This is a genomic window from Bradyrhizobium sp. WSM471 (assembly GCF_000244915.1).
Lineage (GTDB): Bacteria > Pseudomonadota > Alphaproteobacteria > Rhizobiales > Xanthobacteraceae > Bradyrhizobium.
In genome coordinates, this window is the sequence record NZ_CM001442.1 from 1,309,361 (window position 1) to 1,323,173 (window position 13,813).

Here is a 13,813-nt window from a genome sequence, read left to right on the forward strand (position 1 = left end):
CTGTCGTCCCGGCGAAGGCCGGGACCCATAACCACGAATCTTTGTGGCGATGGAGGGATGTGGCCACAGCCCGCCACATCAACTGAGTTCGGTGGCTATGGGTCCCGGCCTTCGCCGGGACGACGTTAAGAGAGAGTGAGTTACATGTCGAAATCTCACGGCCCCTTGCGTGTCGGTATCGGCGGTCCGGTCGGATCGGGCAAGACCGCGCTGATGGACCTGCTCTGCAAGACCATGCGCGAGCGCTACGACATCGCCGCGATCACCAACGACATCTACACCAAATGGGATGCGGAATTTCTTGTCCGCTCCGGCTCGCTGACGCCGGATCGCATTGCCGGGGTCGAGACCGGCGGCTGCCCGCACACCGCGATCCGCGAGGACGCCTCGATGAATCTCGCCGCGGTGGCGGATATGCGCGCCAAGTTTCCCGGGCTCGATCTCGTGCTGATCGAATCCGGCGGTGATAACCTCGCTGCCACTTTTTCCCCCGAGCTCGCCGATCTCACCATTTACGTCATCGACGTGGCGGCCGGCGACAAGATCCCGTCCAAGGGCGGCCCCGGCATCACCCGGTCCGACCTCCTTGTCATCAACAAGATCGACCTGGCGCCCCATGTCGGCGCCTCCCTGGAAAAGATGGAGACGGACGCCGGGCGCATGCGCGGTGAGCGGCCGTTCGTCATGACCAACCTGAAGAAGAGCCAGGGGCTGGACCGCATCATCGGCTTCATTGAGGCCAAAGGCGGCTTGAAACGGGCCGGCTGACCGCCGCGACGACCTAACGCAGGCGTTTTCCCCGTTAACGCGTTGGGCAAAGCCGTGTCCGCGGAACAAATTTCGGTCACGGCAATTGATTACCTCCGGTGCCCGGAGCAAATCCATCCCGGCCCGACCATCGGCGGGCCGATTTAAGCTTCTCAGGCGACCAAGTTGCGTACCGATGCCTCCTCCTTCATTATCCCGGCCATTGGGGTTCACCCTGTTTCGGCACGTGCCCGTTCGAGCGGCGTCCATATGCTCCGTGTTTATTGCCGACCTCCTGCTTTCGCCTGAGTAGTCGCGTGGTCAGGCTGGGTTTCATCATTGGCTTCATTGCTCTGCTCGGAGCCCTGCTCTCCGGGCTTGCGGCTTATCGCGTCCACGACCAGGAGCTGGCGCTGGACCGGATCGCGCTGGCACGCGCGATCGATGTCCATGCAAGCCTGGTCCAGGACCGGCTCACCGAGCGCGAATTGCTCGCGCGGGTTGCCTCCGGGCTGTTCCGGGCGCCGTCGGTGCTCAAGCCCAACATGCTAGAGCCGCTGCGCTCGGCCATCTACGCCTTCAAGACCGATTTCGTGGTGGCGGGCTGGATCGCCCGACTGAAGCCGAACGAGCTTACCGCAGCGCAGGCCGCCATCGCGAGCGCCGGCTTCCCTAATCCGCGAATCCGCAGCTATGACGACAAGCCTATCGATCCGGCAGGTGTCACCCAGCCGATCGACGTGCTGATGGATCTCGAGCCGCGCAGCAACGAGACCAAGGGGCTGCCCGGCCGCAGCTACGACCAGGATCAGGTGCGCGGCGCCATGCTGGCGCGCGCCAGAGTGGAGAAGAGGTCGGTTGCCTCAGAACCGGTTGCCCTCCTGCGTAGCGGCGGGCCGATCGGCATCATTGTGGCCGCTCCCGTCATCCCCGAGGGCGCAACGGAGCCGGCGGGCTTCATCACATTTTCCTACGAGCTCTCTTCCCTGATGCTGACCAACGACGACATGTCGTTGTTCGCGGTCGCGCTGAAGGATCCGCGCCGGGAGGGTGGCGAGCTCGTCGCCAACGATCAAGGCGTGGTCTCGGCCCGCCCGACGGCGGCGGATGGGCCGGCGCCGTCGGCGACGCGCACGGTGAGCTTCGGTGGTCGCGACTGGCAGCTCGGCTATTACGCCAAGACCAATTCGGCGCGCCGCGCCGAGCAGACTGCGATCATCGTGGCGGCGATCGGCCTTGCGATCACCGCGATGGTGTGCGGCCTGTTCGGCTATGTCGCCTACAACAATTTGCGGCTCAGCCGGGAAATCCAGGTCAGAATCGGTTTCGAGCGCCGGCTGACGGCTGTCATCGACGAGCTCAACCACCGGGTCAAAAACATCCTGGCGGTGATCCAGTCGATCGTGACCCGCACGCTGCGCCATGGCTCCGACATCGATGTCGCGCGCGAGCTCCTGATCGGCCGCATCCACGCCATGTCCAACGTCGTCTCGCTGCTCAGCGAGAGCCAGTGGCAGGGTGTCAAGCTGAAGGGCCTGTTCGAGGCGCGCGCCATCCCGCATGCCGACCGCATCGCCGTCACCGGCCCTGATATCGCAGTCAGCGCGCGCGCGGCGCAGAGCCTGTCGCTGCTGTTCTTCGAGCTCGCCTCGCACTCCGACGAGGGCCTGTCGCTGGTCGGCAAGCATCCGCACATCACTGCCAATTGGACGGTCACGAACGAGGGGGCCGGCGAGGTCTTCTATTTCCGCTGGGAGGAGTTCAACACCAGCGAAGCGACGCGCCGCCCCGATTCCGACTTCGGCCTGATCCTGCTCGACCGCGTCGCGCCCGAGGCGCTCGGCGGCACCGCCAAGCGCTATTTCACCGACGTCTCCTATGTCTACGAGCTGACCGCGCCGATGGAGACGGTCGAGGACATGACCGAGCGCGACCGCACCGACAAGCTGTCAGCACCGATCCGGCCGGCGCGGTAATTCCAGGCTAGCTCTTCGGCCGCAGCACGAGGTCAACCAGAGTCCGCGCGTAGGCCGGCGTGATCGGCGCGATGCCGAAGACGTAGCGGTAGAACAGGCTGCCATAGATCGCATCGTAGAGATCCTGCGGCGGTGCTTCCGCCAGAATGCTGCCGTCGCTCTGGCCTGCGGCGATCATCTCGACCAGCGCGTCGCGGCGGAATTGCAGATAGCGGGCGTAGAACAGCTCCGCCGAGCCGGTCTTGGAGATGCATTCGGAGATGACGGCGAGCTGGACCTTGCCGAACTCGCCCTGGAGGGCTTCGGCATAGGCGGCGGCATGGCGGCGTGCGCGCGCGGCGGGGCTGCCCGAGCTTGCAGGCGGTAGCGGCAGCATCTGCGCGGCATGGTGAAGAAAGGCGTCGATCAGCAAGGCTTCGCGGGACGGCCACCATTTGTAGATCGTCATCTTGGAGACGCTGGAGTGGCGCGCGATCGCGTCGATGGTGGTGGCGGCAAGGCCGGTGGTGGCCATCAACGCATAGGCGCTTTGGAGAATGGCGTTGGTGGTCTCGATCGACCTTGGCCGGCCGCGCCGGGGCGCGGTGTCGGCTCCCTCACCCCCGCCATTCGCCATCACCACGCCGGCCTCCTCGCGCAATCCGCTGCCGCTCCGCATAGCCCAGCCGTGATGGCGGGCCTAGCGGAATCGGAAGGTGCCGGGCTAGGCCTGTTGCCGCAAGGCCGCGGGCAGGTCCTGCCGCTTCGACCAGGCGATGTAATATGCGACCGCGGCCATCGCCGCGAAGCCGCCCAGACTCACGGCGATCTGCATCACCACCAGATTGGCGCCGGTGATCAGGATGAGATGGCCGGCGAGGGACAGCAATACGCCGACGCAGAACACCGCGAGCCATTCCTCGCCGCATCGGATGACCGCCCGTAGCGATCTCCATTGCAGGCCGGGATGATCGGCCGGGACGAGATGTGTCGCGATGAAAGCGAGCGCGAGGAAGTGGACCACGCGATACGGTGCGAGGTTTTCCTTGTCGGTCGGCGTGATGTTGTCGAGCACGATGTCCGGCAGGTAGGCGGCAAGCGCCGGCGAGTGGCGCATCAGCGTGATCGCCATCCCGAATACGAGATAGGCGCCTGCAAGCACGCGCAGCCAGGACAGGCCGTGCAGCGCGCGGCCCGACGCTCCGGTCACGGCGAACCAGCCGCCCAGCACCATCAGCATCTGCCAGCAGAATGGGTTGAAGGTCCACTCCTGGTCCGGATAGACATGGAAATTCCAGTCGAACCAGCGCGCCGCGACGTACAGCGCGACCGATGCCGCAAGCGTCAGGTTCGGCCGCCGCAACAGCCCCCACAGCGCGAACGGAAAGAAGGCCATCAGCGGGATCATCAGCTGCAACAGATCGAGATTCAGCGGCTCCTCCTGGAGCACGAGGCCACGCACCAGGATGCGCAGCGGGTGCTCGAGAATTCCCGATATGTTGTATTCGTGGATGATTTCGGGCGCCTTGGATTGCGAGGCGACATAGGCGATGGTGTCGATATAGATCACGAACAGGACGACATAGGCGGCGTAGAGCCGCCACATGCGCTGGAAGATGCGCGTCGCCGCGACGACGTAACCGCGCTCCAGGGCGATCTTGCCGTGAATGATGGCGATGCCATAGCCGGCCACGAATACGAACAAGTCTGCGGCGCCGCTGAAGCCGAAGTTGCGCAGCGTCAGCAAATTGACGACGTTGTTCGGGATGTGGTCGACGAAAACCGACCAGTTGGCGATGCCAAGCGTCAAATAGAGCCGGGGGTCGTGATGGAATGCGGCGAGGTTCGCCTGGACGGACGGTTTCATCGAAAAATGACTTTTGGAATCAGGGGCGCTGCTTTTAGCGGCAACCGCCTGCCTATCCCGAGTAGCGTTTGCGTGAGTGGGGGACATTCGCGCCGGGCGACGGAAATTTGGCGCGGCGCCGCCAGCGTCGAATTCCGAAAGATTGCGCTTGCGGGACCTACGACGAAATATTCTAACGCGCGCTAGCCGCTACTCGGCAGGTTCAGCCGAGACCTCGTCGGGTGCGCCGGCGCGGCTCGCCATGATTCCGAGGGCGACGCCGCCGATCGCCAGGATCGGCAACAGCCGCTTAATCCCGACGGCGCGAACGATCTGGAGTCCGGTGGCGAGCAGCATGGGATCCGCGAGCATGCTCGAGGCCGCCGACTTCGTGGCGCGCTCGGCCGCGATATGAGCTTGCTTGCGCAACTGCCGTTTGTAGACCCAATAGCTCACCGCCGCGGCCAAGGTCAGCAGAAAGAAAACGCCTGCACCGGCAAGGCAGGCCTGCACCGGACCATATTTGTTGAGCACCGAGATGAATGCCGCCGCGCACAGGAAGCACGTGGTGATGAACAGTGCGAACGCCGCGCCTGCTGCCAGCGAGGTCAGCCGCACAGTGGTGCCGGTGGATGCGCTGATCCCGTCGATGATGCGCTGAAACATGGCGTTGCTCCTCAAATCCCCACAAGCCGGCACCGGCGGCGCCGCTGCGCCACCGTCTCGATACAAGTTCGCGACCTCAGCGGCGCCAGGCCGCGCCGATAAGGAAGCCGATGCCGAGCGCGAGCCCGACGGTCGCGAGCGGCCGCTGGCTGATCGCGTCCTCCAGCGTCTCCTCGATCGAGCCGTAGGCCTCCTGTGCCGCGCCCATCATCGCGCTACCGCGCTCCGACATGTCGTCGATCGCGGAATCCACGTTTTCGCGCGCTTGGCGATAGCCGCGGCGGGCCTGCTTGCCGGACGAGTTGGCAAAAGTATTGAGCGCGTCAGTGATCTGATCGGTGAGGGCGGCGATATCGCTTTTCACGGCTGCTACATCCTTCTCGAGGCGTTCTCGGGTGGCTTTGTCGGTCCAGTCTCTCATCCCGGCTTCGGCATTGGTGGTGGACATCAGGGGCTCCGAGCTGTTGACGGTTGAGACAGCCGGGAAACGTTTCGTCGTCGGGTAAGTTCCGTTCACGGAAACCGGTCAGTCCTGCGGGAGCTGCGGCGAATCCTGCGGCAACAGATGCTCCTTCAGGATCAGGGCGACGATCAGCAGCGGCGACGACAGGAACGCGCCCATCGGGCCCCACAGCCAGGTCCAGAACGCCAGCGCCAGCAGCACCGCGAGCGCATTGAGCGCCAGCCGCCGGCCGATGATGGTCGGCGTGACGAAATGTCCCTCCAGGAAGGTGATGCCGCCAAAGGCGAGCGCCGCCATCAGGCCGCCGCTGACGGTCGGGAAGGTGACCAGTCCCACCACGACCAGAATGGCGAACATGGCCACCGGTCCGATGATCGGAATGAAATTGAGGGTGGCCGCGAGCGCGCCGAGGCCAGCCGGATTGGGCATTCCGGTGAGCGCGCAGACGATGCCGGCGGCGACGCCGACGCCGACATTGATGAGGGTCACGGTCAAAAGATAGTTGCCGAGATGGACCTCGATCTCATTGAGGATGCGAAGCGTGCGCAGCCGTGCGTCATGATCGCTGAAGGTCATGATCATTGCCCGTCGCAGGTCGCGCCAGCTGGCGATGAACAGGATCAGGGTGACGAAGAACAGCAGAAATTCGGTAAAGGTCGGTGACAGGAATTCGATCGTCGGCTGCACCCAATCGAATTTCGGCATCTGGAAACTCGGCAATCCCTCCGAGCCGCCGAGCATCAACTGCAGCTCTCGCCACAGCGCCAGCGGCCGGTCGAACACGTGGACCTTGTCTTTCAACTGCGCGCCGAGTTCGGGCAGGCGCGAACTCCATTCCATCGCTGGCGAGGCGATCAGCGCGACGATGAAGCCGACTACGGCGGTCACCGCGAACACGATCAGCGCGGCGGCGAGGCTCCGCGGCACTTTCTGTTTCTCCAGGAAGGTCGCTGCCGGCGAGAGCATCGTGCCGGTGACGAACGCCATCACCACAGGCAGAAAGAACGCCTTTCCGACATAGAGCACCGCGACGATTGCGATGAGGAGCAGTCCGGCGAGCGAGAAGGCGACGAGCTCGGTGCGGCGGATCACCGGCGGGAGTTCGCCGTGGCTCTCGGGAAGCGGAGTGCCTTCGCCGTTGCCGGAAGTCATACGTTCACTGGGAAGGACGCGCACAGTACCTCTCCGGCACGGAGTCTTCGGTCCTCGCGCCCATGATCAGGAGAGAACGTCAAAGTGCCCTGAGGGTTCCATCGCGGCTTCGTGAAGAAGCGCTCTCTTGACTGTGACGTGGCTGCTGCATCGCACCGCGGAACTTGTGGCGGTTCGACCGCGTTGATCAAACCAGCGCATCACCCTGATGCAGGCATCCAACGGGGCAGCACATGACGAAGTTCTCTCCAGTCCGACGCCGCTTATCGCCGCGCCGCATCACCGCTTTCGCGTTCGCAACCGCTTTGCTGGCGGTGCCGTTCGGCGCCGCAAGCGCACAGACGCTGGGCTACACCTATTCGCAGGACCAGGCCTACCCGCAGGACCAGGGCTATCCAGGCCAGGGCTATCCAAACCAAGGCTATGCGAACCAAGGCTATGCAAGCCAGAGCGCGCAGGCCGCCGACGAGGATGCCGCGCTGCCCGATCGCCTGCGGAAGCGGATTGTCAGTTTCGACCGGAGCGAGCCGGCCGGTACCATCGTCATCGATACCAACAATACTTATCTTTACTACGTGCTCGGCCAGGGCCGCGCGATCCGTTATGGCGTCGGCGTCGGGCGCGAAGGTTTCACCTGGTCGGGCGTGCAGAGCGTCAGCCGCAAGGCGGAGTGGCCGGACTGGCATCCGCCGGCTGAGATGATTGCGCGCCAGCCCTATCTGCCTCGCTTCGTCGCAGGCGGCCCCGGCAATCCGCTCGGCGCGCGTGCGATGTATCTCGGGTCGAGCGAATACCGCATCCATGGCACCAATGATCCCACCACGATCGGCAAATTCGTCTCGTCCGGCTGCATCCGCATGACCAACGAGGACGTCACCGACCTGTTCGGACGTGTCAATGTCGGCGCCAAGGTGGTCGTGCTGCCGAAGAACGCGCCGCTGATGGCGAAAGGCGGCGATTCCGTGCGCAAGCGTCCGGCAGTGACGGCGCTGCCCTCGGGCCGGCAGGCGCTGAACATTTCGAATTCGGCCGTGAACTAAGGGTCGAGCGAGGTCACATGAAGAGACGTTCGATCGGCAAACTCGCCGGTGGCGCGGCGGCATTCGTCGCCGTTGCCTCCTTCGGCCTCGCGCTGACGCCATCGGCCCATGCGGAGGACTTTTTCTCGGCGCTATTCGGCGGCTTCCGCGGGCGGGCGGCGCCCGAGATCCGCATGCCGTTCCAGACCGATGACGCGCCGCGCTACGACACGCCGCGCTATGACACGCCGCGCCAGCGGGCCTCCTATGGCGGTGGCACGGCCTATTGTGTGCGCGGCTGCGACGGACGTTATTTCCCGGCGCAGGGAAATGATTCCGAGAGCAAGGCGCAATCCTGCAAGAGCTTCTGCCCGGCCTCGGAGACCTCGCTGGTCTATGGCGGCAACATCGACGACGCGACGACGGACAAGGGGAAATCCTATTCCGACCTGCCGAACGCCTTCCGGTACCGCAACGAGATCGTGGCGGGCTGCACCTGCAACGGCAAGGATCCGGTCGGGCTCGCCCAGGTCAAGATCGACGACGATCCCACCTTGCGCAAGGGCGACATCGTCGCGGGCGCCGACGGTCTGGTGGTCGCCAGCCGCAATGCCAATGACCGCCGCGGCGTCGCGATGAATTTCTCGCCGCTGCCGGATTCGGTGCGCGCAAGATTCCGCCAAGTGCCGGTGGTGGCGAAGGAGTAGCCCTCAACGTCGTCCTGGCGAAGGCCAGGACCCATTACCCCAAATGCCGATGTGGGCCCGCACCGCTAACCACCAGCCTGCCTATTGCGGACGGCGGTGGTTATGGGTCCTGGCTTTCGCCAGGACGACATCGAGGCCTGTGTGGCTCTAGATACCTACCCTACGCCGCGCGGATCTTGCCGAGGAAGTCGCTGACCTCATGGCCGAGCTGGCGGCTCTGGCTCTCCAGCATCTCGGAGGCGTGCTTCACGTTGTCGGCGGCGGCGGCCGCAGCGTCAGCATCGGACTTGACGCCGGTGATGTTGTCCGAGACGTTCCTGGTGCCCTGCGCCGCAAACTGCGTGCTGCGGGTGATCTCTTGCGTGGCCGCACCCTGCTCCTGCACGGCGGCAGCGATTGCGGTCGCGACCTCGTTCACTTCGCCGATGATGCCGCCGATGGTCTGGATCGCGCTGATGGCGTCGCCCGCGACCTTCTGGATATCGGCGATCTGCTCGGAGATCTCCTCGGTCGCCTTGGCCGTCTGGCTCGCCAGCGACTTCACCTCCGAGGCGACCACGGCAAAGCCGCGCCCCGCTTCGCCGGCGCGTGCCGCCTCGATCGTGGCATTGAGCGCGAGCAAATTGGTCTGCTGCGCAATGGTGTTGATCAGGCCGACGACCTCGCCGATGCGGCCGGCCGACTTTTGAAGACCCTGCACCGTGCCGTCGGTGTCGCGCGCCTGGGTCACGGCGCGGCTGGCGATGCCCGCGGCATGCGCGGCCTGCTGGCTGATGTCGTTGATCGAGGCGCTGAGCTCTTCGGCTGCGGCGGCGACGCTGTCGACGCTCATGGAGGCGTCATTGGAGGCCTTGCCCGCGACCTGCACGCGGTCGTTGGTCTGCCGCGACACCGCGGAGAGATCGCCCGAGGTCTTGCGCATTTCGCCGGAGGCTTCGCTCAATTCGCCGAGCGTCTTGCGCACCGCGCCCTCGAACTCGCCGACATAGGTCTCGACCGCGCGCTGGCGCGCGGAGGCGCCCGCATTGCGTTCGCGCTCCTGTGCCTCGATCTTGAGCTTCTCGTTGGCCTGCTGCTTGAACGTCTCCAGCGCGCCGGCAAGCGCGCCGATTTCGTCGCTGCGGTCGAGATAACCGCTGTCGACGGCAAGGTCGCCGCCGGCGACCTTCAGCATGGCGTCCCGGATGGTATTGAGCGGAGTGATGACGCGGCGGCTGACCAGCATGATCGCGCCGACGGCAAGCCCCACGGCCAGCGCCAGCAGCGTCAGTTGCACGAACAGTGCGCGCTCTGCGGCGCCGCGCTGTTCCTGGGTGTGGATCTTGGCAGCATCGAGCGCACCTTCTGCTACTGCGACCGCGCTCGCCATGCGGCCGACCGTGACCGGGCTCCATTGGTTCGCCGTCATCTCGGGCTTCTCACCCTTGACCAGCGCGTCGGCGAGACGGTCGCGCAAGGCCAGATATTGCGGCTCGAAATAGGAGGTCTTGGCGGAGGCCATCGCGGAGGCGAGCCCCGCCGGCAACTGCATGCCGGACGTCGACAACTCCAGCGCCTTCCACATTGCGCTCGTGCCGCCGACATATTGGGTATAGGCGTAGCGGCCTTCCGGCGTGATTTTGCCGGCGGCCAACCCGGTCGAGACGATCAGCGACGCCTCACCCGCGGTGTTGCGGAGCAGCCAGGCGTTCTGCTTGATCGACAGGAGCTGGTCGATCGTGGCGTCCAGGTGATTGACCGTGGCGGCCAACGTGTTCGAGAGCTTGTCGAGCGTGTCGAGCAGGCCCTGCGTCGTCTCCATGTATTCCTTGGGCAGGCCGGCGCGGCGCTGGTCCTTCGGCTTGGCCACATCCTCCCAGAACTGCTTCTGCTCTTCGGTCAACAATTTGAACAGACGCGCGAGCTCCGGTACCAGGGTGCCCGACTGTGGGAAGTCCATACTGGGCAGCAGCTCGAGCGCGCGCGCCATGGCGGGCATTTGGGCATCGCGCAAGGCGCGCAGGTATTTTTCGATCTCGCCGTCCATCGGCTCGGTCGCGTTCAGGAGGCGGTTGGTCGTCGAGCGGTCGGTGCGCAGATTGTGCATCGCCTTGAACAGATCGGCGGACGTGACGGCGATCTGCGAGATGCGGTTGGCGGTCTTCAGGCGATCCCAGGACTCGTAGGCGGTGAGCGAGAGTGCGATCACCACGCAAACCGACGTGATCGCGATCACCGCCTTCAGCAGCGCGGATACGGTCAGACGATTCAGCATCGAAGTCCCCCAATTCCCATGACAAAGTTCGTGAAATCGCCCCGGGCAACATCGGAAAAGAGGGGCACGCAAGACCAGGCAATCGCATGCCGTTTGTGGCTCAGGGCCCAAACGGTGACTGCATCTGAAAGGAAAAGGGTAAAGTTTTAGGCAGGCCGACTGACGGTAGAAGTACGGAATTACTAGAAGTTGCAGAGGGTTGCATCAATGGAACCGGCACGGGAGTTGTGCGTTGAGAGAGCGTCCGCAACTGGCCTAAAAGGGGGGTCCTAGCAATGTTGGTCGGCGTCCTCGTCACCTTTCTCGTCGTCATTCTCGTACTTTACCTCATCAACATGCTGCCGATGGACGGCCGCGCCAAGCAGATCGCGCGCGTTGTCGTCATCATCATCGGTATCGTGTCGCTGCTGAAATATTTGGCAGTGTTCTAGCCGGGCTACTGCTCCAACAAAAAAGCCCCGGCGTGAGCCGGGGCTTTTGGTGCTCGCTTATTCGGGCTTATCCCGCCGCCTTCGCCTCGCGGCGGCGGGCGGTGAGGATGTATTCGGTGTAGCCGTTGGGCTGCTCGCGTCCCTTGAAGATGAGGTCGCTCGCCGCCTTGAAGGCTGTGCCGTCGAAGGCGGGCGCCATCGGCTTGTAGACGGGATCGCCGGCGTTCTGCTTGTCGACCACGACCGCCATGCGCTTGAGCGATTCCATCACCTGCGCTTCGGTGATGACGCCCTGGTGCAGCCAGTTGGCGAGGTGCTGGCTGGAGATGCGCAAGGTGGCACGGTCTTCCATCAGGCCGACGTCGTGGATGTCAGGCACTTTGGAGCAGCCGACGCCCTGGTCGATCCAGCGCACGACATAGCCCAGAATGCCCTGGCAGTTGTTGTCGATCTCCTGCTTGACGTCGTCGGGCGCCCGGTTCGACTTCGACACCGGGATGGTGAGGATGTCCTCGAGCTTTGCCCGCGGGCCGCCCTTGGCGAGCTCCTGCTGGCGCGCGGTGACGTTGACCTGGTGGTAGTGCAGCGCGTGCAGCGTCGCGGCCGTCGGCGAAGGCACCCACGCGGTGGTGGCACCGGCCTGCGGATGAGCGAGCTTCTGGGCCAGCATGTCCGCCATCTTGTCCGGCGCGGCCCACATGCCCTTGCCGATCTGGGCATGGCCGGGCAGGCCACAGGTCAGGCCCATATCGACGTTCCAGTCCTCATAGGACTTGATCCAGGGCTGCGCCTTCATCTCGTTCTTGCGGATCATCGGACCCGCTTCCATCGATGTGTGGATCTCGTCGCCGGTGCGGTCGAGGAAGCCGGTGTTGATGAACATGATGCGCTTGGAGGCGCGCTGGATGCAGGCCTTGAGGTTGACGGTGGTGCGCCGCTCCTCGTCCATGATGCCGACCTTGAGCGTGTTCTCGGGCAGCGACAGCATCTTCTCGACGCGGTCGAAGATCTCGCAGGTCAGCGACACCTCGTCGGGGCCGTGCATCTTGGGCTTGACGATATAGGCCGAGCCGGTGCGGCTGTTCCTGACCTTGGAGTTGCCTTTCAAGTCGTGCACGGCAAGAAGCCCGGAGACGGCGGCGTCGAGCAAGCCTTCCGGAATCTCCTCGCCCTTGTCGTCCAGCACCGCGTCGGTGAACATGTGGTGACCGCAATTGCGCATCAGGAGCAGGCTGCGGCCGTGCAGCTTGACCTCGCCCTTGCCGTCAGGCGTCTTGTAGCTGCGATCGGCATTGAGCGAGCGCGTCAACGTCTTGCCGCCCTTTTCGAAATCGGCCGACAGCGTGCCGTTCATCAGGCCGAGCGTGTTGCGATAGACCAGCACCTTGTCCTCGGCGTCGACCGCCGCGACCGAGTCTTCCATGTCGAGAATGGTTGAGACCGCGGACTCCATGACCATGTCCGCGACGCCGGCCGGATCGTCCTTGCCGATCGCGCTGGTGCGGTCGATCTTCACCTCGACATGCAGGCCGTTGTTGGCGAGCAGCACCGCGCTCGGTGCGGCCGTATCGCCCTGGAAGCCTGCGAATTGCGCGGCGTTCTTCAGCGCGGTGGCATTGCCGCTCTTCAGCTTCACCGCGAGCTGGCCCGCGACCACGCTATAGGCGGTGACGTCGGTGTGACTGCCGGTCGCCAGCGGCACCGCGGAATCGAGGAACGCTTTTGCCTTGGCGATGACCTTGTCGCCGCGCGCCTTGTTGTAGCCCTTGCCGCTCTCGGACGGATCGTGCGGGATCGCGTCGGTGCCGTAGAAGGCGTCATAGAGCGAGCCCCAGCGCGCATTCGCCGCGTTCAGCGCATAGCGTGCGTTGGTCAGGGGCACGACCAGCTGCGGGCCGCAGATCGTGCCGATCTCCTCGTCCACATTGGCGGTCTCGACCTTCTGCGTCGCCGGCTCAGGGACGAGATAGCCGATCTCCTTCAGGAAGGCGGTATAGGCATTGAGGTCGAACGCCTTGCCCTTGTTGGCGCGGTGCCAGTCGTCGATCTTGGTCTGCAGCGTGTCGCGCTCCGCCAGCAGCGCGCGGTTCTTCGGCCCCAACTCCTTGATGATGGCGGCGAGCCCGGCCCAGAACGCATCCGGCGCGATTCCCGTCTTCGGGGCCGCTTCCTTGGCGATGAAATCGAACAGGACGGGAGCGATCTTCAATCCGTGGGCATCGACGCGTTTCATGATGGGCTTTCTCGTTGGAAATGGCTGTTTTTGGCTGCTTTTGACCCGACAGCAGCAAAATGCGCCCATAAGGGGCGGCTTTCAGGATCTTATTAGCCCCAAAATCGGGGCCGTGAGAAGGCCCCCAAAAGTTGTCAAAATGTCAAGGCGGTGGGGCAGGCCGGCGAGGAAGGCACCTAAGCGTCAAATGCCAAAGCAATGAGCGTGATCTCTCCCCGGCGTCGTCCCGGCGAAGGCCGTTACCCATAACCACAGGGAGAAATTTGACAAAGATTAGTAGTCCGGGATTCGCGCCCCATCCCCACCGACAGATCGCGCGGTATGGGTCCCGGCCTTCGCC

At 64.4% G+C, this 13,813-nt stretch carries 12 protein-coding genes; 5 read left to right on the forward strand and 7 right to left on the reverse strand.

What is annotated here, in order from left to right:
* Positions 1–144 precede the first annotated feature (144 nt).
* Together ureG and BRA471DRAFT_RS06030 are read left to right on the forward strand one after the other, a co-directional pair.
* The gene (ureG, locus tag BRA471DRAFT_RS06025) at positions 145–768 is read left to right on the forward strand and encodes an urease accessory protein UreG (RefSeq protein ID WP_007605428.1); all 624 of its coding nucleotides are present in this window, start codon (positions 145–147) and stop codon (positions 766–768) included.
* 296 nt (positions 769–1,064) lie between these two features.
* Positions 1,065–2,723: an HWE histidine kinase domain-containing protein gene (locus tag BRA471DRAFT_RS06030; RefSeq protein WP_007605429.1), complete on the forward strand. Its 1,659-nt coding sequence runs from the start codon at positions 1,065–1,067 to the stop codon at positions 2,721–2,723.
* A gap of 7 nt (positions 2,724–2,730) precedes the next feature.
* Here the strand turns inward: BRA471DRAFT_RS06030 and BRA471DRAFT_RS06035 are convergent, their stop codons facing one another.
* The 5 genes from BRA471DRAFT_RS06035 to BRA471DRAFT_RS06055 form a co-directional block, all read right to left on the reverse strand.
* The gene (locus BRA471DRAFT_RS06035; protein ID WP_198287889.1) at positions 2,731–3,339 is read right to left on the reverse strand and encodes a TetR/AcrR family transcriptional regulator; all 609 of its coding nucleotides are present in this window, start codon (positions 3,337–3,339) and stop codon (positions 2,731–2,733) included.
* 87 nt (positions 3,340–3,426) lie between these two features.
* On the reverse strand, positions 3,427–4,569 hold the full coding sequence (locus BRA471DRAFT_RS06040) for an OpgC domain-containing protein (RefSeq protein WP_007605432.1): 1,143 nt from the start codon (positions 4,567–4,569) through the stop codon (positions 3,427–3,429).
* Between the two features lie 189 nt (positions 4,570–4,758).
* Positions 4,759–5,214, reverse strand: coding sequence for a hypothetical protein (locus tag BRA471DRAFT_RS06045; protein WP_007605433.1), 456 nt, complete (start codon positions 5,212–5,214; stop codon positions 4,759–4,761).
* 76 nt (positions 5,215–5,290) lie between these two features.
* Positions 5,291–5,662, reverse strand: coding sequence for a YqjD family protein (locus BRA471DRAFT_RS06050; protein ID WP_007599824.1), 372 nt, complete (start codon positions 5,660–5,662; stop codon positions 5,291–5,293).
* Positions 5,663–5,740: 78 nt separating this feature from the next.
* A complete protein-coding gene (locus BRA471DRAFT_RS06055; protein WP_007605434.1) occupies positions 5,741–6,853 on the reverse strand; it encodes an AI-2E family transporter in 1,113 nt (370 codons plus the stop codon).
* Between the two features lie 209 nt (positions 6,854–7,062).
* On the opposite strand from BRA471DRAFT_RS06055, the gene BRA471DRAFT_RS06060 reads away from it, so the two are divergent.
* Positions 7,063–7,869, forward strand: a complete 807-nt coding sequence (locus tag BRA471DRAFT_RS06060; RefSeq protein WP_007605435.1) for a L,D-transpeptidase — start codon at positions 7,063–7,065, stop codon at positions 7,867–7,869.
* Positions 7,870–7,886: 17 nt separating this feature from the next.
* The gene (locus BRA471DRAFT_RS06065) at positions 7,887–8,555 is read left to right on the forward strand and encodes a DUF2865 domain-containing protein (RefSeq protein WP_007605436.1); all 669 of its coding nucleotides are present in this window, start codon (positions 7,887–7,889) and stop codon (positions 8,553–8,555) included.
* 160 nt (positions 8,556–8,715) lie between these two features.
* Here BRA471DRAFT_RS06065 and BRA471DRAFT_RS06070 read toward each other — a convergent pair whose 3' ends face one another.
* Positions 8,716–10,809: a methyl-accepting chemotaxis protein gene (locus BRA471DRAFT_RS06070; RefSeq protein WP_007605437.1), complete on the reverse strand. Its 2,094-nt coding sequence runs from the start codon at positions 10,807–10,809 to the stop codon at positions 8,716–8,718.
* Between the two features lie 275 nt (positions 10,810–11,084).
* Between BRA471DRAFT_RS06070 and BRA471DRAFT_RS37355 the strand changes: the two genes are divergently transcribed.
* Positions 11,085–11,240, forward strand: a complete 156-nt coding sequence (locus BRA471DRAFT_RS37355) for a Thivi_2564 family membrane protein (RefSeq protein ID WP_007599832.1) — start codon at positions 11,085–11,087, stop codon at positions 11,238–11,240.
* Between the two features lie 67 nt (positions 11,241–11,307).
* Here BRA471DRAFT_RS37355 and BRA471DRAFT_RS06075 read toward each other — a convergent pair whose 3' ends face one another.
* Entirely contained in the window at positions 11,308–13,473 is a 2,166-nt protein-coding gene (locus BRA471DRAFT_RS06075) for a malate synthase G (protein WP_007605438.1), read from the reverse strand.
* Positions 13,474–13,813: the final 340 nt, after the last annotated feature.